The sequence below is a fragment of the Paraburkholderia sediminicola genome (assembly GCF_046026675.1).
Classification (GTDB): domain Bacteria; phylum Pseudomonadota; class Gammaproteobacteria; order Burkholderiales; family Burkholderiaceae; genus Paraburkholderia; species Paraburkholderia sediminicola_F.
This window is the reverse complement of record NZ_JAQQEY010000002.1, coordinates 2,390,687-2,415,562: the sequence shown is the minus strand read 5'-3', so window position 1 is coordinate 2,415,562 and position 24,876 is coordinate 2,390,687. Positions and strand designations below refer to the sequence as shown.

The 24,876-nt window shown below is 60.9% G+C and carries 18 protein-coding genes; 8 read left to right on the top strand and 10 right to left on the bottom strand.

Features of this window, described 5'->3' with window-relative positions; genetic code table 11:
* The first annotated feature begins 110 nt into the window (after positions 1 to 110).
* The 4 genes from tssF to tssA all read left to right on the top strand — a co-directional run bounded on the left by tssF (position 111) and on the right by tssA (position 6,895).
* Positions 111 to 1,949, top strand: coding sequence for a type VI secretion system baseplate subunit TssF (gene tssF, locus PQQ86_RS30495; RefSeq protein WP_408275541.1), 1,839 nt, complete (start codon positions 111 to 113; stop codon positions 1,947 to 1,949).
* Positions 1,913 to 3,007: a type VI secretion system baseplate subunit TssG gene (tssG, locus tag PQQ86_RS30490; RefSeq protein WP_408275538.1), complete on the top strand. Its 1,095-nt coding sequence runs from the start codon at positions 1,913 to 1,915 to the stop codon at positions 3,005 to 3,007. Before tssF ends, tssG begins: the two co-directional genes overlap by 37 nt.
* A gap of 35 nt (positions 3,008 to 3,042) precedes the next feature.
* On the top strand, positions 3,043 to 5,718 hold the full coding sequence (tssH, locus tag PQQ86_RS30485; RefSeq protein WP_408275533.1) for a type VI secretion system ATPase TssH: 2,676 nt from the start codon (positions 3,043 to 3,045) through the stop codon (positions 5,716 to 5,718).
* A gap of 67 nt (positions 5,719 to 5,785) precedes the next feature.
* On the top strand, positions 5,786 to 6,895 hold the full coding sequence (tssA, locus tag PQQ86_RS30480; protein WP_408275528.1) for a type VI secretion system protein TssA: 1,110 nt from the start codon (positions 5,786 to 5,788) through the stop codon (positions 6,893 to 6,895).
* Between the two features lie 84 nt (positions 6,896 to 6,979).
* Here the strand turns inward: tssA and PQQ86_RS30475 are convergent, their stop codons facing one another.
* From PQQ86_RS30475 to PQQ86_RS30460, 4 genes are all read right to left on the bottom strand, one after another.
* On the bottom strand, positions 6,980 to 7,933 hold the full coding sequence (locus tag PQQ86_RS30475; RefSeq protein WP_408275525.1) for an OmpA family protein: 954 nt from the start codon (positions 7,931 to 7,933) through the stop codon (positions 6,980 to 6,982).
* A 4-nt stretch (positions 7,934 to 7,937) separates the two neighbouring features.
* Positions 7,938 to 8,930, bottom strand: a complete 993-nt coding sequence (gene tagF / locus PQQ86_RS30470; protein WP_408275520.1) for a type VI secretion system-associated protein TagF — start codon at positions 8,928 to 8,930, stop codon at positions 7,938 to 7,940.
* Positions 8,927 to 12,811: a type VI secretion system membrane subunit TssM gene (gene tssM, locus PQQ86_RS30465; RefSeq protein ID WP_408275515.1), complete on the bottom strand. Its 3,885-nt coding sequence runs from the start codon at positions 12,809 to 12,811 to the stop codon at positions 8,927 to 8,929. The genes tagF and tssM overlap by 4 nt, the downstream gene beginning before the upstream one ends.
* Positions 12,812 to 13,079: 268 nt before the next feature.
* On the bottom strand, positions 13,080 to 13,925 hold the full coding sequence (locus tag PQQ86_RS30460) for a M15 family metallopeptidase (RefSeq protein WP_054036462.1): 846 nt from the start codon (positions 13,923 to 13,925) through the stop codon (positions 13,080 to 13,082).
* Positions 13,926 to 14,050: 125 nt separating this feature from the next.
* Here PQQ86_RS30460 and PQQ86_RS30455 point away from each other — a divergent pair, with 125 nt between their 5' ends.
* The gene (locus PQQ86_RS30455) at positions 14,051 to 14,998 is read left to right on the top strand and encodes a hypothetical protein (RefSeq protein ID WP_408275512.1); all 948 of its coding nucleotides are present in this window, start codon (positions 14,051 to 14,053) and stop codon (positions 14,996 to 14,998) included.
* Between the two features lie 113 nt (positions 14,999 to 15,111).
* On the opposite strand, the gene PQQ86_RS30450 is transcribed toward PQQ86_RS30455, so the two are convergent.
* Positions 15,112 to 16,020, bottom strand: coding sequence for a LysR family transcriptional regulator (locus tag PQQ86_RS30450; protein ID WP_408275509.1), 909 nt, complete (start codon positions 16,018 to 16,020; stop codon positions 15,112 to 15,114).
* A 124-nt stretch (positions 16,021 to 16,144) separates the two neighbouring features.
* Here PQQ86_RS30450 and PQQ86_RS30445 point away from each other — a divergent pair, with 124 nt between their 5' ends.
* Both PQQ86_RS30445 and PQQ86_RS30440 read left to right on the top strand, forming a co-directional pair.
* Positions 16,145 to 17,203, top strand: coding sequence for an SDR family oxidoreductase (locus PQQ86_RS30445; RefSeq protein ID WP_408275506.1), 1,059 nt, complete (start codon positions 16,145 to 16,147; stop codon positions 17,201 to 17,203).
* Between the two features lie 96 nt (positions 17,204 to 17,299).
* Positions 17,300 to 18,445 carry a nucleoside hydrolase gene (locus tag PQQ86_RS30440; RefSeq protein ID WP_408275503.1) on the top strand — a complete coding sequence of 382 codons (1,146 nt, stop codon included), beginning with the start codon at positions 17,300 to 17,302 and terminating at the stop codon, positions 18,443 to 18,445.
* A gap of 37 nt (positions 18,446 to 18,482) precedes the next feature.
* Here the strand turns inward: PQQ86_RS30440 and PQQ86_RS30435 are convergent, their stop codons facing one another.
* Both PQQ86_RS30435 and PQQ86_RS30430 read right to left on the bottom strand, forming a co-directional pair.
* Positions 18,483 to 19,439, bottom strand: coding sequence for a LysR family transcriptional regulator (locus PQQ86_RS30435; protein WP_266258785.1), 957 nt, complete (start codon positions 19,437 to 19,439; stop codon positions 18,483 to 18,485).
* An 819-nt stretch (positions 19,440 to 20,258) separates the two neighbouring features.
* Positions 20,259 to 21,311, bottom strand: coding sequence for an NAD(P)-dependent alcohol dehydrogenase (locus tag PQQ86_RS30430; RefSeq protein ID WP_408275499.1), 1,053 nt, complete (start codon positions 21,309 to 21,311; stop codon positions 20,259 to 20,261).
* A gap of 320 nt (positions 21,312 to 21,631) precedes the next feature.
* Here PQQ86_RS30430 and PQQ86_RS30425 point away from each other — a divergent pair, with 320 nt between their 5' ends.
* The gene (locus PQQ86_RS30425) at positions 21,632 to 22,630 is read left to right on the top strand and encodes an AraC family transcriptional regulator (RefSeq protein WP_408275496.1); all 999 of its coding nucleotides are present in this window, start codon (positions 21,632 to 21,634) and stop codon (positions 22,628 to 22,630) included.
* Positions 22,631 to 22,650: 20 nt separating this feature from the next.
* Here the strand turns inward: PQQ86_RS30425 and PQQ86_RS30420 are convergent, their stop codons facing one another.
* The 3 genes from PQQ86_RS30420 to PQQ86_RS30410 form a co-directional block, all read right to left on the bottom strand.
* Positions 22,651 to 23,424 carry a molybdopterin-dependent oxidoreductase gene (locus PQQ86_RS30420; RefSeq protein WP_408275493.1) on the bottom strand — a complete coding sequence of 258 codons (774 nt, stop codon included), beginning with the start codon at positions 23,422 to 23,424 and terminating at the stop codon, positions 22,651 to 22,653.
* Positions 23,421 to 24,053 (bottom strand): cytochrome b/b6 domain-containing protein, encoded by a 633-nt coding sequence (locus PQQ86_RS30415; protein ID WP_408275490.1) that lies wholly within the window; start codon positions 24,051 to 24,053, stop codon positions 23,421 to 23,423. Before PQQ86_RS30415 ends, PQQ86_RS30420 begins: the two co-directional genes overlap by 4 nt.
* 100 nt (positions 24,054 to 24,153) lie before the next feature.
* Positions 24,154 to 24,786 (bottom strand): hypothetical protein, encoded by a 633-nt coding sequence (locus PQQ86_RS30410; protein WP_408275487.1) that lies wholly within the window; start codon positions 24,784 to 24,786, stop codon positions 24,154 to 24,156.
* Positions 24,787 to 24,876: the final 90 nt, after the last annotated feature.

Below are 24,876 nucleotides of genomic sequence, written 5' to 3'. Positions count from 1 at the left end.
GAGTTTTAGTACCTGCGTTTTGGTGTTTTGAGTACCGCTTTGTCGTCACCGTTAACGCGCAACGGTAGCGGCTGATCAGGCGGCGATGGTTCAGGTTCGGGGATAGATCGATGGAAGAATTGCTGCCGTATTACGAGCGCGAATTATCATTTCTGCGGCGCTATTCGCGCGATTTTGCCGAGCGCTATCCGAAGATCGCCGCGCGCCTCGCGATGTCGGGCGAGCACTGCGAAGATCCGCACGTCGAGCGGATGATCGAATCGTTCGCGCTGTTGGGCGCGCGTATTAACAAGAAGCTAGACGACGATTACCCCGAATTCACCGAAGCGCTGTTGGAAGTGCTGTATCCGCACTACCTGCGGCCGTTTCCGTCGTGCTCGATCGCGCAGTTGGGCACCTCGGCCGCGCTCAGTCATCTGACCGAACCGGTGCTGGTCGAGCGTGGCACCGAACTCAAGTCGCGCCCGATTCGCGGCGTGCAATGCCGCTTCCGGACTGCCTACGATGTGACGCTGACGCCGATCCGGATCTCGGAGGCGAAGTACACGTCGGTGGCCATGGCGCCGAGTGCGACCGTCCTGCCAGGCAACGCTACGGCGATCGTGTCGATCACATTCGAATCGACGGCCGCGCAGCTCGATCTCTCCGCATTGAAAGTCGGCACGTTGCGCACGCACCTGCACGGCGAACAATCGTTTATCGCGGCGCTGGCGGATTGCCTGTTCGTCAACGCGATGGCCACTTATGTCGAAGCCGACCGCCGCGGTGTGTGGACCCAACTGCGTGAGTCACCTGTCGTACAAGCCGGTTTTGACGAAGACGATGCGCTGATCGACTATCCGGCCAAATCGCATCCGGCGTACCGGTTGCTGACCGAATACTTTGCTTTCCCCGAGAAATTCAACTTCACCGATTTCGATCTGGCGGCGATGACCCGCGCGAGCGGCCGCTGCCAGCGCCTGACGCTGCACATCGTACTCAAGGAAGTGCGCAGCGACTCTCACGTCGCGCGCTTGCTGGATTCATTGTCTGCGCATCATTTCCGGTTGTTCTGCACGCCGGTCGTGAATCTGTTTGAACAGCACGGCGAGCCGATCCGCATCAGTCACCAGGCGATTTCGTACCCGGTGATCGCCGAAGCGCGCCGGGCATTCGCGTACGAAGTCTATTCGATTGACTCGGTGAAACTCGTCCGGCAGCAGGCACATGAAGAATCGGTGATCGAATTCCGGCCGTTCTATTCGCTGCATCACGGCGAAGCGGCGCGTGCGGGACACTACTGGTTCGCGCGACGCAACGATTGGGTTGCGCAGAAAAGCCCCGGCTACGAGACCGAAATCTCGATCGTCGATATCGACTTCGAACCTGCCGCGCCGCAGACCGATACACTGAGTCTCGATCTGACGTGTACCAATCGCGACTTGCCCGCCGGCCTCGCCGTGGGTCTCGAAGGCGGCGATCTGTTTCTGGAAGGCGGCTCGCTGACCGGCAGCATCACGATGCTGCGCAGGCCGACGCCTAGCGTGCGTTTCGAGCGCGGGCGCGCCTCGCACTGGCGGCTGATTTCGCATCTGGCGTTGAATCATGTGTCGCTCGCCAATAGCGGCCTGTCGGCGCTCAAGGAAATGCTGGTGCTTTACGATTTGCGGCGCACGGCGGTGTCGGCGCGACATATCGACGGCCTGGTCGGCATCGAGCAGCGCGCAGCGGTGCAATGGCTGCCGGGCAAGCCGTTTGCAACCTTCGTGCGCGGCATCGAGATTCGTTTGACGATCGACGAAGAGCACTTCGTCGGCACGAGTCTCGCGTCGTTCGTGCGGGTGATCGATACGTTTTTCGGGCTGTACGTGCATCTGAACAGCTTTGTGCAACTGGTCGTCGTGTCGAAGCGCACCGGCGAGGAGATTCTGCGATGCAAACCGCGCAGCGGCGAATCGATCCTGGCGTAGTCGAGCAACTTCTCGACGAACCGCATCGCTTCGAATTTTTTCAGGCGGTGCGGATTCTCGAGAAGTGGTTCTCGCAGCAAACGCCGTCGAGTCATGGACGCCCCGGCGAAATCGTCGCGCAGCGGATTGCCTTTCGCAATTCGCTGTCGATGTCGTTTCCGCCTAGCGAAATTCACAGCGCACAGTCTTACGACGATGAAGGCACGGCGCTGAAAGAGAAGCCGCAACGCACCGCCGCGCTCGAAGCAGGCTCGCTCCACAAGGTCGATATCACGCCGGCGTTTTTCGGTTTGCTCGGTGGGCAGGGTGCCTTGCCGCTGCATTACACCGAACAGATCATCGCGCGCGAGCAGATCAAGCGCGACCGGGCCGCACGCGAATTTTTCGACGTGTTTTCGAATCGCGCGACTGCACTGTTCTATGCGGCATGGAAGAAGTACCGGCTGCCGTTTCATTACGAACTGGATCGCGACGAACGTTATCTGCCGCTGTTGCTCGCGTTAGCAGGCGTCGCCGACGACGACACGCGCAACAGTCTGCAAAGCGGCGACGGCGCGCTATTCGACGAAGCGATTGCCGGTTATGCACTGGCTGCGCGGCACCGGCCGGTTTCAGCGGCCTATCTGCAACGCACGCTGTCCGAGTACTTCAAGGTGCGGGTGCGTGTCGAGCAGTTCGTCGGCAAATGGTACGACGTGCCGCGCGATCAATTGACCGTGCTCGGCGGTGTCAATGCGACGCTCGGCGCAACCGCGCTGGCGGGCGAGCGGGTCTGGCAACGCGACATGCGCGCGCGGCTCGTGATCGGGCCGCTCGACAAGGCCGACTACGAAGCGTTTTTACCTGGCGCCGACCGCGCCGTCGCGCTCGAACGCATGCTGACGTTGCTCGCCGGCGTGACCCTCGAATACGAGGTCTCGCTGGTACTGCGCCGCAAGGAGGTGGGACCCAGCACGCTGAGCGGCGGCGCGCGCCTCGGCTGGGACGCATTTCTGTGCACGAGAGAAGCCAACCGTGACCGTGCGGATGCCCGCTACGAATTGCACGTGATTCACTGACTACAACGATAGAACCTGGACCCGGATCGCACGACATGAGCACGTCCCTCAATACCCTGATCGCCAAACTGAATCCGACCTGCCGGCAAGCGGCTTTGCTTGCGGCGAACAACTGTCTCGCGCGCGGTCACTATGAGGTCGACCTCGAACATCTGCTGCTGGCGCTGCTGGATGAACCGGCGAGCGATGTCACGCTGGCGCTGCGTGCGAGCCGGGTCGACGCGCATGCTTTGCGCGCGGATATCGAGCGTGAATTGCAGCGCTTGAAGACAGGCAACACGCGCACGCCGGTATTCTCGAAGCACCTCATCGATTTGCTCGAACAGGCGTGGTTGATCGCGTCGCTAAATTCGCAGATCGGACGGATTCGCTCAGGGCATTTGCTGTTGGCGTTGCTGACGGCGCCGGACCTCGCGCAGTTTGCTGAGCGTATGTCGCCGCTGCTGCGCGACGTGCGGGTGACGGATCTGAAGCACAAGTTCGACGAAATGACTGCGGGGTCGCGTGAAGTCGAATGGAGCAATGCGGCAGAGAACGCCGCAGAAGGCGTGAGCGATGTCGCTACGGCCGACTCCGCACCCGGTGCGCCTTCTAAAACCCCCGCGCTCGATACCTACACCAGCAATCTTACGCAGCGTGCGCGCGAAGGAAAGATCGATCCGGTGATCGGCCGCGAAGGCGAGATTCGCCAGACCATCGACATCCTGATGCGTCGCCGGCAGAACAATCCGATCATGACGGGTGAGGCAGGCGTCGGTAAAACGGCGGTGGTCGAAGGTCTCGCGCTGCGCATCGCGGCCGACGACGTACCCACGCCGCTGAAAGGCGTCGCGTTGCACGTGCTCGATATGGGGCTGCTGCAAGCCGGTGCGAGCGTTAAAGGCGAGTTCGAGAACCGCCTGAAGAACGTGATCGACGAGGTGAAGAAGAGCCCGCATCCGATCATTCTGTTTATCGACGAAGCGCATACGATCATTGGCGCCGGTGGCCAGGCAGGCCAGAACGATGCGGCGAATCTGCTGAAGCCGGCTTTGGCGCGCGGCGAATTGCGCACCATCGCAGCGACCACTTGGAGCGAATACAAGAAGTACTTCGAGAAAGATGCGGCGCTGGCGCGGCGTTTCCAGGTCGTAAAGATCGAAGAGCCGAGCGAGACGCTCGCGGCGGCGATGCTGCGCGGCATGGCTGCGTTGATGGAAAAGCACTTCAACGTCCGCGTGCTGGACGATGCGATCACCGAAGCAGTGCGTCTGTCGCATCGCTACATCAGCGGCCGCCAACTGCCGGACAAGGCGATCAGCGTGCTCGACACGGCCTGCGCGAAAGTCGCGCTCGCGCACAGTTCGACACCTGCAGCGATTGATGACACGAAGAAGCGGCTCGAACGCATCGACGCCGAAATCGCCGCGCTGGAACGCGAAGCGGCGAGCGGTGCATTGCACAACGAGCGGCTCGCGGAACTGCGCGGCCTACGTGAAGAAGACGTGAAAGATCTGGCCGTTGACGAAGCGCGCTACGACAACGAGCGCGCATTGGTGACGGAGATCGTCGGCCTGCGTGCGGAAATCGACGCCGCACGCGTGAGCAGCGCGGACGCCGCGCAGGCCGACAAGGCGCAGCAGGCGCGTGAAACGCTGGCCACGCGTGTTGCGGAATTGCATGCTTTGCAGGGTGGCCAGCCGATGGTCCCATTGCAGGTCGACGGCCACGTGGTCGCCGAGATCGTCGCTTCATGGACAGGCATTCCGCTCGGCCGCATGATCAAGGACGAAATCCAGACCGTGCTGAATCTGCAGCCGCTGCTGGCCGCGCGCGTGATCGGGCAGGACCATGCGCTCGATGCGATTGCACAACGCGTGCGCACCGCCAGCGCGAGTCTCGAAGACCCGAACAAGCCGCGCGGCGTGTTCATGTTCGTCGGACCGTCGGGTGTCGGCAAGACCGAAACCGCGCTGGCGCTCGCCGACGTGCTGTATGGCGGCGAGCGCAAGATGGTCACGCTCAACATGAGCGAGTATCAGGAGGCGCACAGCGTGTCGGGCCTGAAGGGTTCGCCGCCGGGCTACGTCGGTTACGGCGAGGGCGGTGTGCTGACCGAAGCGGTGCGTCGCAATCCGTATTCGGTAGTGCTGCTCGACGAAGTGGAAAAGGCGCATCCGGACGTGCTGGAAATGTTTTTCCAGGTGTTCGATAAGGGCACGATGGACGACGCCGAAGGGCGCGAGATCGATTTCCGCAACACGCTGATCATTCTGACCTCGAACGTCGGCTCGCAGGCGGTGATGCAGGCCTGCCTGAACAAGAGCGCCGAAGAGCTGCCGGATCCGGACGAACTCGCGGAGACGTTGCGCCCGCAACTGTACAAGACGTTCAAGCCGGCGTTCCTCGGTCGTATGAAAGTGGTGCCGTACTACCCGATCTCCGATGACGTGCTCGCCGAAATCATCGACTTGAAGCTGGAGCGGATCCGCCGCCGCATCGAGTCGAATCACAAGGCGGTGTTCGAGTGGGACGAATCACTCGTCGACGCTGTGCTGGCGCGCTGCACCGAAGTGGATTCCGGCGCGCGCAATGTGGACCACATTCTGAACGGCACGCTATTGCCTGAGGTCGCGCAGCAGGTGCTGGAGCGTATTGCCAATGGCACCGCAATCGAGCGCATCGCGGTCCGTGCGAGCGAGGCGGGCGAGTTCGAATACACGGTTGCGTGAACAGGCAAGTCCCCGCCTGCTTGCCAATCTGTTTTAATGCCGTACCGGATACTTATTGCTTTCTGTCATGCCGACTAATCTGAACACGCTGCTGGCGCCGATCAGCGAAACATCGCCTTGCGGCGACGACCTGCTGTTTTCGGCGGACTTCGACGCGATTCAGCACGCGCGCCGTTTTGAAGACCCGTCGCTGGATCAGGGCGAATGGGTCACGGATATCAAGGAGGCCGACTGGCCATTCGTGGTCGAACGCTCCAGCAACCTGCTGCAGACGCAGACCAAAGACCTGCGCCTCGCTGTCTGGCTCACCGAGGCGTTGGCCATCGAAGAGGGCGTAACCGGTCTCACGCAAGGGTATGCGCTGCTGACGGGGCTGTGCGAACAGTACTGGGATCACGTGCATCCGTTGCCGGAAGGCGACGACACTGAGTATCGCCTCGGCAACGTCGCTTGGCTGATGGGCCGCACCGGTGATCTGCTGCGGGCGATGCCCCTCACGTCGTCGCAAGGCAGTTCGTACAGCACGATCGATTGGGACGTGGCCACGCATGTCGCGCAAGCGGTCAAGCGCGATCCGGATCACGCCGATGACATCGCGCGCGGCAAGCCCTCCATCGAGCAGATCGAAGCGTCGAAACGCGCCACGCCGCCTGCGTTCTATTCAACCCTGCTGGTCGATCTGAAAGCGTTCGAAGCGGCGATGCTCGCACTCGAACAGCAACTGGACCAGCGCGCGGCCGATTCGGCGCCAAGTTTCCGTCAGGCGAAAGATGCGTATGAGAGCGTCTACCGGTTGGCGGAACGCTTCGCACGCGAACTGGGCGTCAGCGCTGAAGCGTCGCCGCCGAAAGTGCCGAAGCCGGAAGACCACGAACGCGCTGAGCCTACCTTCAAGACTTCACCGCAACGCGAGGAACCCGTGTTGACGACCATGCCGACCACGATCAGTCCGATTGCAGGAATCCAGAGCCGTGCGCAAGCCGTCGCGCAGTTGCGTGCCGTGGCCAGGTTCTTTCGCAGCACCGAGCCGCATAACCCGGCTGCTTACCTTGCGGACAAGGCGGCGGAATGCGCGGATATGCCTTTGCATCAGTGGCTTTCCTCGGTGGTGAAGGACGATGGGTCGCTTGCGCATATTCGCGAGCTGTTGGGCGTGAAGCCCGAGGAAAACAGCTAGAACTTCCTTGAACGCAAGAAAAAAAGCCTGGCATCGAAATCGGTGCCAGGCTTTTTTAATTCATGAGGTCAAGCAGGCAGCAACTCAAGACCCCGCGCGAAACTCAATACGCCGATTACGCGCGCGCCCGTCGGTCGTATCATTCGATGCGATCGGCTGATCGGGACCAACCCCTGTGGTCGTCATCTGCTCGGGCGGAATGCCTCTCGCGACCAGATAACCCTTCACCGCATCCGCACGCGCCTGGCTCAGCGCGATATTCGAGGTGCGATTGCCCGAGTTGTCGGTATGGCCGATGATCGCCACCGTCTTCGTCTGCATCTTCGACAATACAGCCGCCATCTGATCGAGAATCGCGCGGCCCTGCGGCGTGAGGGTCGCGCTGCCGGTCTCGAACTCGATCGTGCGATTCGCCAGAGTCTGATCGAGCACGCCCTGTTCAGATGCACTCACGCGTAGACCGTTTTTGATCGTATAGGTCGGATTCAGTGCGTTCGCCATATCGCTTGCGAGCTGCTGACGTTGCGATTCGTTGTGCACTTCACCTTTCACGTCGATCTGGGTGCCGTCGATCTTCAACTGGCCTTTGCTGATCTGCTTCAATTGCGGGCCGATCAGCTTTTGCACGTTGGCGGACCAGTTCGGCGGCGTCGCGACGTCCGCGACTTCGATCTGATCGACCACGTTGGACGCGCCGTAGGTGTCGCGCAGACGTGCCAGCACGGCGGCCTTGGTCGCTTCATCCGGCACTTTGCCGCCCACTACGACCTGGCCCGGCATGGCATTGGCGGGCGGCGGTGATGCGCTGATCGCACCGGTGCCGGCACCGGTGGTGCCGCTGGCGAGCCCGGCCGTGCTGACCGCAGGGCCTCCATTGCCCGACTGCGACGACGGCGCGGGCAGAACCGTCGTGCGAATCGCAATGCCGCTGTTGTCGACCGGCGTGACGCGTGCCGGGCCGTCATTGTCGGCATGGGCGAACGCGCTGATCAGAAGGCCGGCCAGCAGCGAGGCAATGTGCGTGGATTTGCTCAACATCGTGTCACGCTCCCGTGAATGCTTCGCGGAACGTGTCGATGCTGACACGCAACGACAGTTGCGGTTGGTCGAGGTAGCTGACGAGCTTGCTGATGCCATGGTCGTTTTGTGCGTGTTCGTCGATCCACTCGGGATCGTCGATATCGATGTTATGTGCCGCGTACGCCTGCGGATCGACCACGCTGTGCAGCGTTTTGGCCGAGGCGCCGTTAAAGCCGATGATGAGCCGTTCGCGCTCGGCAATCGTGCCAATGAAAATCGCCAGTTCGAAATCGGCCTGCGAGACGAACGGTGCGATCAGTTCGAGCCAGAAAGCGGCGACGAGAGAGCGATAGAACGGATCGTTCGGCAGCGGCAATGTCAGTCCGCGTTCGAGATGCGATGAACCGCTTTGCATCACCGGACGCAGCAGCGAACCGAGCGCCAGCATCGCGCCACGCAAGCGCACCGGATGGCCGCTCGCAAGCAGCATCTGCTCGAGGCCGGAGAGGGTCTGATGCTCGACGAAGTCGTTGAAGGTGCCGTCGTGCGGATTGCCTGGACCGCCGCCGATTTCGATCAGCACTTGCGTTTCGCCGAGCGCGTGTAACGCGCCGGCCGGCTCGCTCACGCCGAGCAAAGGCTTCATCTGCGAGGCGATACGCGACCACAGGCGCGCAAAGGCCAGCGGACTGTGCGCGAGGAACGTCAGCGGCTTTTCTACTTCCAACGCGGTGGCGGCAAGAAACGGAAAGCGGCGCGACGATTGATCCTGGCTCGCCACCATATGGCCGGCAATCGCCAGCTTGCTGCGCGAACCGAGGAACGCGAAGTGCATCGGCTTGGCGTTTTCGTAGACGATCTTCCAGCGCGGATCGTCAGTGAGCAACTCCATGGCCTCGGCGATCCAGCGGTCGAGCGTGGCCAGCAATTGCGGGTTGTGCGCGCTTTTGACGAAGTCGCCGCGCGACGGAATCTTGCCGAAGTAGGCGATTTGCGCCTGCACGGTTTGCGTCATTGCGCACCCCCTGTGTTCGAAACCGCGGCGGCGGCCGTTGCCGGCCGTGCCGCTGGTGAGGCCGGTGCGATAGCAGGCGCGGCGCCCGGCGCACCCGCGGCCGTCGCATTGACTGAATTCGCTGCCGCGCTTACGTCCGCCACCGACGACGGCAGCCGCAAGCCGCGCAGGCTTTGCTGTTGCGGTGCGTCGCTGCTAGCGCTGCCCGAGGCCTGTGACGTGCTGATGATGCGCATGCTGACCGCCACCGTGACATTGCCTTGCGTCCACGACAGATCGAAGGTGCCGTCCGGACGGCGTTTGCGTTGCGCCGAGTTGATCAGCTTCTCCAGACCGTAGCGGCCCGGCTCGTTGACCAGTTGCAGCGTGCGGCCGTCGAAGGTCGTGGCATTCAGCGTCGCACCCGGCGAGCCCGACGGATTCGGCCATACGAAGTTGGTCCACTGCGGCGGCGTATTGCGGTAACGCATCTGCTGGCCGTCGATCGCGAGCGTGTATTCCGTGGTGCCGCTGCTCGGCTGCGGCAGGATCTGGAATACGGTCTGCGGTTCGGCCGAGCTTTGGCCACCCGAGGTCGCCGCGCCGCCGGCAAGCGGCGCCACCCAGCGCGCGAAACCGCTGGTGAAGTCAGGCGTCAGCGCGAGACCCATATCGCCCCATGTGCGTGAGGTCAGCGTGTCGCCGCGGCGCACCGCGAGCGGCCCGAGCGTCGTGCCGACGAACTTGGCGATCGCGCCGTCCGGCCCGAACACCTGGGCGATTTCGCCGGCGCCGGCTTCGACCTTTGCATCGCCTTCAAACGGATACTTGTTCGCGAGCGACCCCTGGAAGGTCTGGTAGACCTGCGCGTTCCACACCTTGTTGACTTCGACGCTAGCCGGCTGGATCACCACCGCATACGCCGCCATCAGGGGACGCACCAGCAGCGGCCGCAGTGCCTTGCGTTGCGAATCGGTGAGGCCCGTCAGCATCTGTTCGTCGACGTACTTCAGCGAATCAGCCAGTTCGGAGCCGCTGCCGTCCAGCGTCTGCTGCATCAGCTGACGCGAGCCCGGCCCCGGATCGCCCTGGTTCTTGATCACGTTGAAGCGCGTACGGACCTTCGAGAGCGTGTCCATGTAGCCCTTCAACATCGAGCCGTTGTCGCCGGAGACGACGATGCGGCCCAACGCCGAGAACTCCTGGCCGATCGGGCCCATCGGCACTTCGACCGGATTGCCGTTGATGTCGATGTTGGCGTTCAACTGGCCGGTCGGCGCACGCGAGAACCAGTTCCTGAACCAGCTGGTCATGCCGGTTTGCGCGCGCTTCAGGTTCGCGTTGAAGAGCGACGGGTTGTCCCACGAAGTCTGGTCATACGCAGTTTCGAGAACCTTGCGGATCGGCGAATCCTGCGGATCGCCGAGACGGTTCATCGCATCCACCGCCTGACCGAAGCTGCCGAAGCTCTGCACGGCAATGCCTTGCATGAACTTCTGCCAGTGCATCGCGTACTCCGTCTTGTACATCGCTACGAGTGCTTTCTGGATCTGCTCGGGGCTGCCCTCGAGCGTCAGGTCGTCATGCGCGGAGGTGTTGAGCACCCAGTCCTTGGCCTGCAATTCCTTGGTAGCGGCATCGCGAATCGCCGGCTGCACATACTGGAACCACGCTTCACGCGTGAACGTGCCGGGGATCGCGTAGCTGCCGGCCACCAGGGCCGTATTGTTTTCGCCGACGATGCGCGCGATCGTCATCGGCGCGAAACGGGTCGACGCACGCGCCTTGATTTCCTCATAGACGCGCTGACGGGCCGGCATGCCGCGCACCACGCGGCGCAGGTTTTCACGCGTCTGGTCAACGAGACCGAGGTTCTGGTCGATCATCGGCCAGTCGTTGTCCGACACGCGCGACAGATAGAAGGTGATCATGCGCTCGGCGCTGCGGATCATCTCGTCGCGGGGCATGTTGCCGCGATTCGTTTCGAGCCAGCCGCGCCAGAAGCGGGCGACCTGATCGGTCAGGTGAGCGGTTTCCACGTGACGCTTGTCGCTCAGCATCAGGTAGGTCTTGAGCGCGTTGTACGCGTCTTCGACGTTGGTCGGCGACGCGTCGCTATACAGGCCGCCCTGGCTGTTCGCCGCCATCGCCGTGTGCGCGGACACCGGAATCGCCGCGGCGTCCGGCGTGCGGTTCAGCGGTGCGAGCTGATCGGGGTGCGCATTGACGTCCTTCAGGAACGACGCGAGATTCTGCGAGACCGGGTCGAGCAGGATCTGGCGCACGCCGTTGTAATACTCGGTGAGCAAGTGCTGCTCGAGGCGGTCGCCCTGATACAACCCGAGCGACACTGCCAGCGGCTTGTCTCGGCGGAACTGTTCGAGCTGGTCGATGCGGTCTTCCAGAATGTCCATGGCCTGCAAACGCGATTGCAGGTCGTTGCGGTTCTGCTGCAGGCGCACCACGTTGTCGAGGTCGGCCTTGACGTTGTCGGCGAGCTGCTCATTGCCTATCGTCGACCACGTCCAGCCGCCGAGCGCCAACGCGAGCACCGCGACGAAGCCGAAGAACGTGGCATAACGCATGCGCGTCTTGGCGGGACTGGCGAACTGCTTGACGGTCTGCCGGTCGGCGAAGATCACCTTGGAGAACAGGTCGCGCAGGAAGAAGCCGTTCTTCGAGAACGCGCTATGCGGCTTGGGCAGACTGTCCGCGGAGAGGCCGAAACGGTTGGCGATGCGCGTGGCGGCGGCGCTGTTGGTTTCGCCTTCCTGCAGCGCGCTGGTGAAATAGAAGCCGCGGAAAATCGGCTTGTGCTGGAACGGGTTGGTTTCGAACAGCGTGGCGAGGAACGCGCGCAACGCGGGCTTGATCGTCGAGAATTCGAGCGGGAAGCTCAGCTGACCCGGCGAGAGCTTGTTGCCGCGGTTGATCGACATCTGCGCGACGCTGATTTCTTTCAGGCCGTCGTAGAGCTCTTCAAAATGCTCATCAAAGAGGCCCACCACGTCGCGCTTTTCGTCCGGTTCGTAGGGCAGGGTGGCGCCCCACACGCGGTCGTATTCATGGCGGTCGCTGCCGCTGAAAAATTCGGTGAAGCCCGTGATCAGGTCGGCCTTGGTGAACATTACATACACCGGCGCGAACACTTCGAGTTTCTCGGTCAGTTCCTGCACCCGTTGGCGCAGATTCTTCGCGAGATTGATCGCGAACTCGGGCTTGCTGCTGGTCAACTCGGCAATGCTCGCCGTGACGATGATGCCGTTGATCGGCGCCTTTGGCCGGAAGCGCTTGAGCAGGCCGAGGAAGCCGATCCATTCGGTGCGGTCTTCTTCGTGCACGGAATAGCGGCCGGCGGTGTCGAGCAGAATGCCTTCGGTCGTAAAGAACCAGTCGCAATTGCGCGTGCCGCCGATGCCGTGAATCACTGCACTGTTTTTGTCGGCGAAGGGAAATTGCAGACCGGAATTCAGCACGGCGCTGCTCTTGCCTGCGGCCGGGTTGCCGATCACGATGTACCAGGGCAATTCATACAGCGCCGAGCCGCCGGACATCTGACCGATCTTCGAGGTCTTGATGGTTTTCACCGCGTCGACGAGGCGCGTGCGCAGCACGTCGAGTTCGGCCTGGCGCGCGGGCGTTGGGGCAGGGCCGGTTTCGGTCTGTTTTTCGGCTTGCTGCTCAAGCATTTCGCCGAGCTTGTTGTTCGCGCGCCGTGCGCGCAGGCGGCGCACTACCCACACCAGCAGCCATAGCGCGATCACCGCGCCGAGCACGATGGCAGGCCACATCAGGTCGATCTGCAAGGTATCGGCACCGATGAACAAAACAGCAGCGAGCGCGAGCAAGCCGATGATCGAGAGCGTGCGTGTATGGGTCAACACGTTAAGAATGCGTCGCATAAGCCGTTCAGGTCTTGGTGAGGTGTGTTGTGGCGCGTGTGTGGCAAACAGCATGGCGCGAGCGCGGGCAAAGTCTGCCAGCGCCGCGTTTGAAACAAATGGAAAGCATATTCAGGCGAAGGTGAATGCGGCCGGATTGTTAAATCCGCCATGGGCGGTTTCGCCAATGGCGCTGGGGCGAATGCCGTTATGCATGCGGCATTGCCGATTTTTGCCGGAAAATTTGCTTGAACGCCCCATTGCCAACCTCTTTATTGCCCACTTCGCCTTAATGACCACGCCCCAGGACGAAGCCGGGTTTGTGATATTCAACGTGCCCGAGATCCATCAATTTCCAACGGCCACCCCACGTCAGGCCGACCTGTTCGGCCGTCTGTCCGTATAACTGATAGCCTCGCATGGCCCAGGGATCTTTTTCTGAAATGACGAGCTTGCCGTCGCGCAAAAACGCATTGTCCGCGGCAAGACCGTATTGGTGATAGCTTTGAAACGCTGCGGCATTGGTGACGTTGCCCCCCATTTGCGCCAGGCGGTTTTGCCGCTCCGGACTGCGATAACCTTCCAGCAATGCCATTTCATACCCGTACTGCTCGTGCATGATTTTGTACACGAGCAATAAACGCGTTCTGAAATCGGCGTCGAGCAAATTCCAGTCGCGGCTCGCGTCTTTCAGCGCGGGCCGAATCTGCTCCACTTCCTGCGTTGCAAATACCTCGGGCGGCAGCGGCGGCGGGGGCACGAGCTGTTCGCCATTCAATAACGCGGCAATTTTCTCGTCCGGTACCCGTGCAGTGTCATCGAATTGGAATAATTGCCGGCCGCGTAAAGCCAATGCCACCAATGGCGGCGTCGCAAGAATACCTGTGGTGGTAAAAATCAGCAAGCGCCGCTTTGCCAGTAACTTTTGCATATCAACTGCGGTCGATTGCGAAATTTTTGCCGAACGTACTAATTGACCGCGAGCACGTGAAGCACCTTGAGATGCTCCGCGCATAACGCGGCCATGAATGGCGAGTGCGGCGCCTAATAAAGAGGCGCGTACCGCCGGCAATAGCAGCATTGCGGCGATCACAACGGCGAAGGCGAAATAGGCGAGAAGTACTACGGCAATCAAAGTCGACCCCGGAAATTGGAAACAATTGTATTTTGTAATGCTTGCTCTTAGAATCAGGCCTGCTCGGAGAGGAGCCGGAACGGTATTATCACGGCGAAATAATCCAGGATTCAATGAGACAGTGAATGAGTGCGCCGGAAAGTTCGAATTCCAAAGCCCCACCTAGCCTGTTATCCGATAAGGCTAAGGGCGCCGATGGCAATGGTTCGCGAATTCTCGCGAATCTGGAAGGCCGCGTCGAGCCGCCTACCGATAAACCACGCCGGTCGAAAACGCCGCTGCTGCTGGTCGCCTTGCTGGTGATCGCGGCCGGCGGTTGGGGCGCGTGGCATATGCAGCAGCGTGTGCAGACGGAGTCGTTGGCGTCAGCCACGCCCGCCAACGCCGCGAAAGCTGCGGTGCCGGCGTCCGCAGCGAGCGGTGCGCCGCAGGTCACTGTGAAAGCGGAGGCGCCGGTTGCCGCGTCGTCGCAAGCGGCCACGATCGTTGCTGACGACAGCGACAGCAAGGCGCCTGCGGCATCCGCGGGTGAGCCTGCAAGCGGTGATGCAAGCCGCTTGTCGCGCGCGCTTGCCGATGGCGCTGAGCCAAGCACCGCGTCTACACCGGTTGCGTCCGCAACGGCCGCGTCGGCGGTCACGGTGCCGGCGGCAAAGCACGGTAAGAGCTCTTCGACGGCTGTCGCCAGCAATGCGAAGCACGACACGGCGGCGCACGGCAAGAAGGAAAGCGCGAGCGCAAGCAATCATCACGCGAGCGCGCCGACCGCAGTCGCTCAAACGAAGAAATCGCGCCCGGCCGGTAATGCTTCGAAAGATGATTCGGATGCCGATCTATTAGCTGCACTCGTGGCGCGCACCAAACCGGCTGACGCGAAAGCGGCAGACGGTAGCACGGCCACCAAGGTCAGTGCATCGGCTACGCCTGGGAATGCCAAGCTGGCCGAACGCGTGAAAGAGTGCGGGCAACGCGGCTTCTTCGAAGACCAGTTGTGCCGCTGGCGCGTGTGCGATGGACATTGGGGTAAAGACCCGGCTTGTCCGGGGGCTGCGCCACAGGCACGTCAGCCGTAAGTTCACGTAATGCGCCGCGCGTCTTCGTGACTCGCGGCACATTCGGTCCACGCGGTTCACATTCGCTGCCGCAGCGTTTTGTGAATCTGCGGCTTCACAGCTAGCGGTGCGCGTCACTCGACGCGCATCCGTTCCACCAGAAAGTCGAGCAGCGCGCGCACACGGGCGGGCAGATGACCGCCCTGGCCAAGATAAAGCGCGTTGACCGGCTCGGTCTCGCCGGGATCCAATGCTTCGAGCAGCACGGTGAGCTGGCCGGCAGCGACATCCTCACGCACCTGAAAGGCAGCAAGCCGCGCCAGACCCACGCCAGCCAGCGCGAGTTGGCGAAGCGTCTCACCATCGCTGACCTGCGCATTGCCTTCCACCGGTACTTCGATCCTGCGCTGCTCCGCGTCGAGCAGCGGCCAGGCGCTCGTCGCTCTTGCAAAGCCGAATCCCAGCCGGTTGTGCGCCGCCAGATCCGCGGGCGTTTGTGGCGTACCGTGCCGCGCCAGATAGGCAGGTGCACCGACAATCACCATTTTCGCGTCGCCCAGCTTGCGCGCCACCAGTTGCGAATCCTTCAGCGGACCGCTGCGCAGCGCGATATCCGTGCGCTGTTCGAGCAAGTCGACCACCTGATCGGTCAGCACAATATCGAGCGTAATGTCGGGATGGATAGCAAGAAATTCAGGCACGAGCGGCAGCAGATAGTGCCGTCCGAGCGGTACGTTCGCATGCACGCGTAGCCGGCCACGGGGCGCCGCGCCGGTGGCCGCACCGCGTTCGGTTTCATCGAGTTCAGCGAGGACGCGCACGCCGCGTTCGTAGAATACGCAGCCTTCCGGCGTGAGTTGCAGATTGCGTGTCGAGCGGTTCACCAGCCGCGCGCCCAGCCGGGCTTCGAGACGCGACACCAGTTTGCTGACTGCCGATGGCGTCATCCCTAGCGCGCGTGCCGCTGCCGAAAACCCGCCTAGGTCGACCGCGCGCACGAACACTTCGAGCTCGCCGGAACGGTTCACATCCAAACGTGCCATCGTGAGTTCAGTTCACAGGTGATATGCCATACGGCAGTCTACCGAAAGCACTGTCGTGCCGATATCTTTCAGTTACCGAATGGCGTGGGCCGTCGCAACGAAAAGAGTGACCGGGAGCATGGCAATGAACGCAACAAAGAAGGTGGCTTTGGTGGTGGGCGCACAGGGTGTGATCGGGCGCAATCTGGTCGATCATCTGGTCACGCTCGACGATTGGGAGGTGATCGGCCTCTCGCGTCGCGGCGGCGAGGCTCGGGAACGGGTGCAACACATCGCCGTCGATCTGCTCGATCCGGCCGATACTCAGTTGAAACTGCGCGCTTTGGATCACGTCACGCACGTGTTCTATGCCGCGTATCAGGACCGTCCCACCTGGGCCGAACTGGTGCCGCCTAATCTGGCGATGCTAGTCAACGTGCTCGACGCCCTCGAACCAGTCGCGACGGGCTTGCAGCATGTGAGCCTGATGCAGGGCTACAAGGTGTACGGTGGGCATCTTGGTCCGTTCAAGACACCGGCGCGCGAGGACGATGCGCATTTCATGCCGCCAGAATTCATGTTCGACCAGCAGACTTTCCTCGAGTCGCGCCAGCAGGGTAAGCCGTGGAGCTGGTCGGCGATCCGGCCTTCAGTGGTGGGCGGCTTTGCGTTGGGTAACCCGATGAATCTGGCGGTGGCGATTGCAGTGTATGCGTCGATGTCGAAAGAGCTCGGCTTGCCTTTGCGTTTTCCCGGCAAACCAGGTGCCTACGACAAACTGCTGGAAATGACCGATGCCGGTTTGCTTGCGCGCGCAACGGTCTGGGCCGCGACCGAGCCACGCGCCGCAAATCAGGCGTTCAACATCAACAATGGCGATCTGTTCCGCTGGAACGACGTGTGGCCGAAGATTGCCCGCTATTTCGAGCTCGACGCGGCGCCGCCGTTGCCTATGTCGCTCGATTCGATCATGGCTGACAAAGAATCATTGTGGAGCGCGATGGCAGTCAAGCATGGCCTGCAGCCCGTTCCCTATCGGGATGTCTCGTCATGGCGTTTTGCGGATTTCGTTTTCTCCTGGGACTACGATATGTTCGGCGACGGATCAAAAGCGCGGCGTTTTGGGTTTCACGAATTTGTCGATACCGAGACGATGTTTATCGCCATTTTCGATGATTTAAGGCGCAGAAAGCTGATTCCATGAATTACGCATTGAATCTGACGATTTTATTTCGTTAGGTTTACGTCTATGATGAGCCTCCTTATTCGAGCAGTATGACTGCATAAAAAGGAGACATCGGTGAAGGGACTTTTCGTGGCGTTGACCTGCATGGCAAGCGTGGTGGCCGTCTCAGCGCTCTCGGCGTGTGGCGGGAACGATCTCAACGCCCAGACGAATCCACCCAGGGTGATTATCGACAGCGACTACAACACATTGAGCGACGACGGCCAGCTCGGCGTAATGGCTGCGCAATTACAGGCGCAAGGTTCACTGAAAGTATTGGGTATTACGGTGGTCTCCGGCAATCAATGGTTGAAGCAGGGCGTATCGGACGCATTGAAATCGGTTGAGCGTCTTGGCGTTGAAAATCAGATCGGCGTCTATGCGGGCGCCAATTATGCGTTATCGCATGATTTCGCCACCATCCAGGCCGAGCAGAAGCAATTCTCCGGCGGCGACGGCTATTTCGGCGCGTGGAATACGCCCGAGCCGAAATCGGACAGCGACCTCGTTGCACCGCCGGACGGCTTCGCCACGCACACGAAAGTGCAGAGCAGGAGCGCGGTGGATTTCATCGTCGATTCGGTGAAGCAATATCCTGGCGAGGTGACGATTCTGGCGATCGGCCCGCTGACCAACATCGCGCTCGCCACGCGTCAGCATCCCGAGATCGTGCCGTTGATCAAACAGATCATCTACATGGGCGGTGCGGTCGATGTGCCTGGCAACACTACACCCACAGCCGAATTCAACTGGTGGTTCGATCCGGAAGCGGCGAAGACCGTGCTGCGCCTGCCGATCAAACAGGTGGTGATTCCGCTCGACGTGACAGATACCGTGAAGATGGACAAAACGCTGTACGACCGCGTTGCGCACGATCCGAACAAACAGACCATCATCACGCAACTATTCAAGACCTTGAATGGCTATGGATTCGACGGCAAGAACGGTTTTGAAACGAATCCAAACTACACCACGAACATCTGGGACACGCTGACGCTGGCGTATCTGATGCATCCGTCGTTCGCAACGCAGACGGTGGATGAATGGGTGGATGTGGATATGAGCTTCGGCGCGAATGATGGCAAGTCGACCGGTTACACCAGTTCGCCGCCGGCGGGTTTGCAGAAGATGACGGTGGTGAAACGCTTCGACAATCCGAGTTTTTTCAATTTCTACGTTGATCTGCTGACACGTCCGGTGCCGGTGACACTACCGAACTAACGCGTCCGCGGTGTTGCGGGCCTGCATGAAACCCGCCTCAAGCGGGATGCAGGCCGCGCAACAACTGACGCACTCGCGACAGGTCCTGATCGACGTGCTCGGTCTGCTCGAACAACTCTGCGAGCCAGTCGACGAAGGCCCGCACGCGAGGCGACACACGGCGGTTCTTCACATACGCGACCGAGACTGGCATCGGCACGGGTTTCCATTGCGGCAGTACTTCGCGCAATAGTCCCGAATCGAGGTAGGGCTGTGCAGCGATTCGCGCGGGCTGGATGAGCCCCAGGCCTTGCAATCCGCAGGTTAGATACGCCTGTTCGTCGCTGACTTTGACGAAGCCTCTGACCTTGACGTTTTGCGCTTCGCCGTCCACTTCGAAGTCGAAATCGACTTCGCGGCCGTTATGCGGCGACATGCAATTGACCGCGACGTGTCCGCGCAGATCGTCGAGGTCGACGGGCGTGCCATGTCGGGCCAGATAAGCCGGGCTTGCGCATGTTACGTGCTCGAGGGTGCCCAATTGCCGCGCGATCAGATTCGAGTCTGGCAATTCGCCTAGCTGGATACTGCAGTCGATGGCTTCGGATATCAGGTCAACTGTGCGGTTGCTGATGCCGATGGCGAGATCGAGATTCGGGTAACGGGCATGGAAGTCTTCCAGCGCCGGCAGGACGATGGTGCTCGCTACCGCGCCGGGCATTTCTATGCGCAGGCGGCCGGTCAGGTTATCCGTTGCGTGACGGAGGCTCGCTTCCATTTCGTCGATGTCGGCGAGGATTTGCGCGCAGCGTTCGTAGTAGGCCGCGCCTTCCGGGGTGATGCTCAGGCGCCGCGTCGTGCGGGTTAGGAGGGCGGTGCCTAGTAGTGCTTCCAGGTTCTGGACGATGGTTGTCGCTGTCGCGCGGGGGATGTTGAGGGACTCCGCTGCGCGGGTGAAGCTGTTGGTGTCCACGATTCGGATGAATGTCCGCATTGCAGTTATTCTGTCAATCACGATTCAAACTCCAGTTGGTGAATTAAGGGTGTGGGTTTTTGCCTTTGACGGCGGCATTGTCAGTGTTCTTATGGCTTTGGCCTTTCCTTGTTTTGCTAGTGGTCTATTAGCGTTGCCCCTGTGCGGGGCGGCACCTACTTTTCTTTGCCGGCTGCAAAGAAAAGTAGGCAAAAGAAAGCAGCTCAAACCGCTACTGCTAAGTGGGCACCGTGGTCTGCCACGGGTAGTGGTGCATCTGGAATCTGTGTTCGTGCACCTGCATACGCCAGTGACAAGGGCGTCATACTTCCGGCGGCGCTGCGCGCGCCGAAGCGTAATTCTTAAAACCGTCCGCTACGTTTGGTCCTTGCGTTGGTGCTCTCGCATTTTTCCGGCACCATGACTCGTTATTGCATTGCCACCGTCACCGCCACTGCGAGTGATCGATATTTATTTGAAGTGGGGTTCGCCCATGAGTGCGACGGCGCATCGCCGAGGCGAAGCCGATGGCTCCCGCTGCACAAAAACGAAGCCCCTGGTTTCCCATGCATACCCGTCCGCGACGCACGCAGTGCGGAGTGGGAGCTGATGACACCTTTGTCACTCACGCGGAATGTGCGGGAACACAGATTCCGGATGCACCACTACCCGTGGCAGACCACGGCGCCCACTTAGCATTAGCGGTTTGAGCCGCTTTCTTTTGCCTACTTTTCTTTGCGGCAAGCAAAGAAAAGTAGGTGCCGCCCCGCACAGGGGCAACGCTAATAGACCACTAACAATTCAAGGAAAGGCCAAAACCCCAGGAACACTGACAAAAAGCGCCGCGAAGGCAAAATAAAATCACTTCCGTAAGGAATCCAGATCAACAACAAACCGATACTTAACATCACTCTTAAGCATCCGTTCAAAGGCTTCATTAATCCCCTGCATAGGAATCACCTCAATATCCGAAGTAATCCCATGCTCGCCGCAAAAATCAAGCATTTCCTGCGTCTCAGCAATCCCGCCAATCAACGACCCAGCCAGCCTGCGGCGCTTGAAGATCAGATTGAACACCTGCGGCGACGGATGGTCATGCTCCGGCGCCCCAACCAGCGTCATCGTCCCATCACGCTTGAGCAGATTCAAAAACGGATTCAAATCATGCTGCGCAGCCACCGTATTCAGAATGAAATCGAAACTGTTGGCATGCGCGCCCATCTCTTCAGCATTTTTCGAAATGACAACCTCATGCGCACCCAGTCGCCTGGCATCTTCAATCTTCGACGGCGACGTCGTAAACAACACGACATGCGCGCCCATCGCACGGGCCAACTTCACGCCCATGTGACCCAGGCCGCCAAGGCCGACAATCCCGACCTTCTTGCCAGGACCGGCACCCCACGTGCGCAACGGGGAATACGTTGTGATACCCGCGCACAGCAACGGCGCCACGCCCGCCGGGTCGAGATTCTCCGGCACGCGCAGCGTAAATGCCTCATCCACCACCAGTTGCGTCGAATAACCGCCGTAAGTGATCTGACCGTCAACCCGGTCCACACCGTTGTACGTGCCGACAAAACCGTTTTCGCAATACTGCTCGAGACCTTCCTCGCAACTCGCACACGTACGGCACGAATCGACCAGGCATCCAACGCCCACCAGGTCGCCTGCCTTGTACTTCGTCACGTCCGGACCGACCGCCGTCACACGACCGACAATTTCATGGCCCGGCACCACCGGAAAAACCGTGTTCTTCCATTCGTTGCGTGCCTGATGCAAGTCGGAATGGCACACACCGCAAAACAGGACTTCCATCTGCACGTCATGGGCGCGCAGTTCGCGGCGCTGAATTTCGAACGGAGCGAGCGGCGCGGTCGCGTCGGTCGCTGCATAGGCGTAAGTCGTGCTCATGGGTAACTCCAGCAAAGAGGGTGATGTCGCAAGGCGCCGGCGATGGGCGACGCGCGTCGCCGATGCGGCCAAACCTTGTCATGAACCGGGATCAGGGCGCAGGCGGTGGTCGACGTATTCACCGAAACGGTGAACGGGTAACCGAGCCCGGCGCAGCGTGGAAATAGATGATCCGGTAGGGTTCCCATAGTAGGGGCCGGGAGCGAACCGGGGAATACCTGAATGTCTTGAAGATTTGCCTAAAACTCCTGGCGGTGAGCGCACTAGGTCGTTTGATGCTAAATTTCAAGCATTATTCTCTTGCACGTCACTATACCGTCATGTCAACCCGTTCCATTGAACCCGCCTCGGTCAGTCGTGATCCGGCCGAGCGCGGCCCCGCCGATCCTGCCCAGCAGCGTCTGGTCGATTTGTTCGATTTGCTCGCGCCCAAGCCGGGCGTGACGCGTTCGAGCTTCGAAGGTGTCAATCTGTTGCGCGCCAATAGTCCGATGCCGCGTATGCCCGTGATGTACGAGCCGAGCATCGTGATCGTGTGTCAGGGCCGTAAGCGCGGTTTTCTCGGCGATCAGGTGTTCCAGTACGACGCGCAGCAATACCTGGTGTTGTCGGTGCCGCTGCCGTTCGAATGCGAAACCGAGGCGAGTCCGGAAGAGCCGTTCCTCGCGATCTCGGTGCGTGTCGATCTGACCATGGTGGCCGAGTTGCTGATGGCGCTGAGCGAGACGCAGGGCGCTACGCAGAACGAGCCGCTCGGCATTTATTCGACGCCGCTCGACCCGGCTCTGTCCAATGCCGTGCAGCGTTTGATGGACGCGTTGGCCTCACCGCTCGATGCGCGGATTCTGGCGCCAGGCGTGGTCCGCGAAATCTGTTATCGCGTGTTGACGGGCGAGCAGGGCGATGCGATTCGCGCGGCGCTCACGCATCAGAATCATTTCGGCCGCATCGCCAAGGCGTTAAGGCGCATCCACGCCGACTATCAGGGGCAACTCGACGTCGATACGCTCGCCGCCGAAGCCGGCATGAGCCTCGCCGTCTTTCATGCGCAATTCAAGGCCGTGACGGCGACCTCGCCGATGCAATACGTGAAAACCACACGTTTGCACCACGCGCGTTTGCTGATGACGCACGATGGTTTGAATGCAGGTGCGGCCGCGGCACGCGTCGGTTACGAAAGCGCGTCGCAATTCAGCCGCGAGTTCAAGCGTCTGTTCGGCCTGAGCCCGGTCGATGAAGTCAAGCGTATGCGCACCGTGTACGATGCACCGCCGCCGCGCGTGGTCAGGCCGGTCCCGCGTTATGTGACCGCGGTATAAGTGCGCATTCTCAGGAAGCGTTATAGCCCGCTAAACCAGTTGTACCCCTGGTCTTCCCAATAGCCACCAGGGTTCGTGTTGGTCACGAAAATTGCCGCGATGTGCTTCGGATTCTTGAAGCCCAGTTTGGTCGGTACGCGCAACTTCAGCGGGTAGCCGTATTTGGCCGGCAGCGGCGCGTCGCGGAAATCGAGCGTGAGTTGGGTTTGCGGATGCAAAGCCGTCGCCATGTCGAGGCTCGAGTAATAGCGGTCCGCACATTTGAATCCGACATAGCGTGCGCTCAGGTCAGCGCCGATACGTTCGAGGAACGTGCGAAACGGCACGCCTCGCCATTGCCCGATCGCGCTCCATCCTTCGATGCAGATGTGCCGCGTAATCTGTGAAGCCTGGGGCAAGGCGCGCAGTTGATCGAGATTCCACGTGCGCTTGTCCGATACCAGACCCGACACTTCCAGTTGATACGTCGAGCCGTCGATATCCGGCGCGTCGAACTCCGGATAGAACGCGTTGAAGGGGAACGGGTCGGTGATTTCGCTTGCCGAATAGGTCGGCGCGAGCTTGTTGCGATCGAACAGCCACCCCTGCACGCGATCGTTCCAGCGCGACATGGCCCACAACACCTTGTCGGCCGAATCGCCGTCCTGCATGTTGCAGCCCGACAGCATCGCCAGCGCGCCGATCGAGAGCGACGAGCGCAGGAACAAGCGCCGTTGCAATCGTTCGATTTGCGGTTTGTGGTCGGCGAGGACAATGCGCGTGCCGCGCGAGTCTTTGCGTTCTGCGTCGCTCATGCCTCGCTCCTTTCATGCGTGGACAGCCGGGCGCGGCCGGTCAACATCGGCAGCAACGTGCGCGGCACCAATAGCACCAGCGCCAGATGCACGACGACAAAACCCACCACGCCCGCCATCGCGACAAAATGCACGCGACGCGCGAAATCGAAACCGCCGAATAGTGCGGTAAGCCAGGAGAATTGCACCGGCTTCCAGATCGAAAGCCCGGACGTGACCAGCAGCACGCCAAGGCACAATACGAAGAGATAGAGCGCGCGCTGCACCGCGTTATATTTGCCCGTATCGTGCGGCAGTTTGAACCGCATCGCTAATGCGGCATCGTGTACGACATCGCGCGGATAGACAGGCAATAGCTTGCGACGAAAATGCCCACGCCCGATGCCATACGCCAGATACAGCAGGCCGTTCGCGCACAGCAGCCACATGGCCGCAAAGTGCCATGCAATCGAGCCACCCAGCCAGCCGCCTACGGTCGCCCACACCGGAAATTTGAACGGAAAGAAGGGCGACGCGTTATAGATCGCCCAGCCGCTCATCACCATGCAGACCATGGCAAATGCGTTGATCCAGTGCGTAATTCGTACGACGAGGGGGTGGACGATGAAGCGCGCTTGCGGTTCGGGCATGGTCAATGGTGATGAAACAAGGAAAAATCTGAAAGCCGCGTCATTGAGGCACGCGGCTGTTCGAACGGTTAAAAATGAGAGCGTTTGAAGAAACGCCGTATTACATCGGCGGCGTTACACCGTGCTCGCCCGCGGAGATGAAATTCGCCGCCATCGAGCCATCGGCTTCCTTATGGGCGAACAGCACGACCTTCGCGCCCGGCACCAGCAGCGCGCGGTCACCGGGTTCGAGCGCGACGATAGGCACGTCTTGCGGGATCACGATTTTCTTTTCGCCGTCCTTGTACTTGACCGTGATCGTGCGACCGTTGCTGACCACGAGCGAGCCCACCGTGCCGTTGGTCATCGTGCTGTTCGAGCCGAGGTCCCACGGGCGATGACCTTCGCCGGAGCCACGCATGCTGGCCGGGAATACGTGTACTTCGAGCGCCTTCAGCGAGCCGTCGGGCTGCGGGATCGCGGCGGTGCCGACATAGCTGTCCGGCTTGATGTCGTTCACGTCGGCAATCGTCACGCCGCGAATCGGCGTGTCTTTGGCAAGCTTCACGTCGACGTCTTTGCCGTCGCGCGTGTGGACCTTGAGCACGTCGCCCGAGAGCGCGGTCACGGTGCCACGTACGCCGGTGGGCGCGGCGCTCTGAGCTTCTGCGACGGATCCTGCTGCGAACAATGAGGCGGCGACGAGCGCGGGGGCAACGAAGGCGCGCATCGCATTAGCGGAGACAATCTTCATGAGTCTGCTCTGGGTGGGTGAAAGATAGCCTCAGGTTAGGCGCGCGATCGGCTCCGCCAAGTGACAGACGGATGACAAAAACGTCATGAA

Excerpts from the sequence above, each read along its gene's own strand:
- tssF (WP_408275541.1), top strand. The coding sequence starts at position 111 with ATGGAAGAATTGCTGCCGTATTACGAGCGCGAATTATCATTTCTGCGG.
- tssG (WP_408275538.1), top strand. The coding sequence starts at position 1,913 with ATGCAAACCGCGCAGCGGCGAATCGATCCTGGCGTAGTCGAGCAACTT.
- tssH (WP_408275533.1), top strand. The coding sequence starts at position 3,043 with ATGAGCACGTCCCTCAATACCCTGATCGCCAAACTGAATCCGACCTGC.
- tssA (WP_408275528.1), top strand. The coding sequence starts at position 5,786 with ATGCCGACTAATCTGAACACGCTGCTGGCGCCGATCAGCGAAACATCG.
- PQQ86_RS30475 (WP_408275525.1), bottom strand. The coding sequence starts at position 7,933 with ATGTTGAGCAAATCCACGCACATTGCCTCGCTGCTGGCCGGCCTTCTG.
- tagF (WP_408275520.1), bottom strand. The coding sequence starts at position 8,930 with ATGACGCAAACCGTGCAGGCGCAAATCGCCTACTTCGGCAAGATTCCG.
- tssM (WP_408275515.1), bottom strand. The coding sequence starts at position 12,811 with ATGCGACGCATTCTTAACGTGTTGACCCATACACGCACGCTCTCGATC.
- PQQ86_RS30455 (WP_408275512.1), top strand. The coding sequence starts at position 14,051 with ATGAGTGCGCCGGAAAGTTCGAATTCCAAAGCCCCACCTAGCCTGTTA.
- PQQ86_RS30450 (WP_408275509.1), bottom strand. The coding sequence starts at position 16,020 with ATGGCACGTTTGGATGTGAACCGTTCCGGCGAGCTCGAAGTGTTCGTG.
- PQQ86_RS30445 (WP_408275506.1), top strand. The coding sequence starts at position 16,145 with ATGAACGCAACAAAGAAGGTGGCTTTGGTGGTGGGCGCACAGGGTGTG.
- PQQ86_RS30430 (WP_408275499.1), bottom strand. The coding sequence starts at position 21,311 with ATGAGCACGACTTACGCCTATGCAGCGACCGACGCGACCGCGCCGCTC.
- PQQ86_RS30425 (WP_408275496.1), top strand. The coding sequence starts at position 21,632 with ATGTCAACCCGTTCCATTGAACCCGCCTCGGTCAGTCGTGATCCGGCC.
- PQQ86_RS30420 (WP_408275493.1), bottom strand. The coding sequence starts at position 23,424 with ATGAGCGACGCAGAACGCAAAGACTCGCGCGGCACGCGCATTGTCCTC.
- PQQ86_RS30415 (WP_408275490.1), bottom strand. The coding sequence starts at position 24,053 with ATGCCCGAACCGCAAGCGCGCTTCATCGTCCACCCCCTCGTCGTACGA.
- PQQ86_RS30410 (WP_408275487.1), bottom strand. The coding sequence starts at position 24,786 with ATGAAGATTGTCTCCGCTAATGCGATGCGCGCCTTCGTTGCCCCCGCG.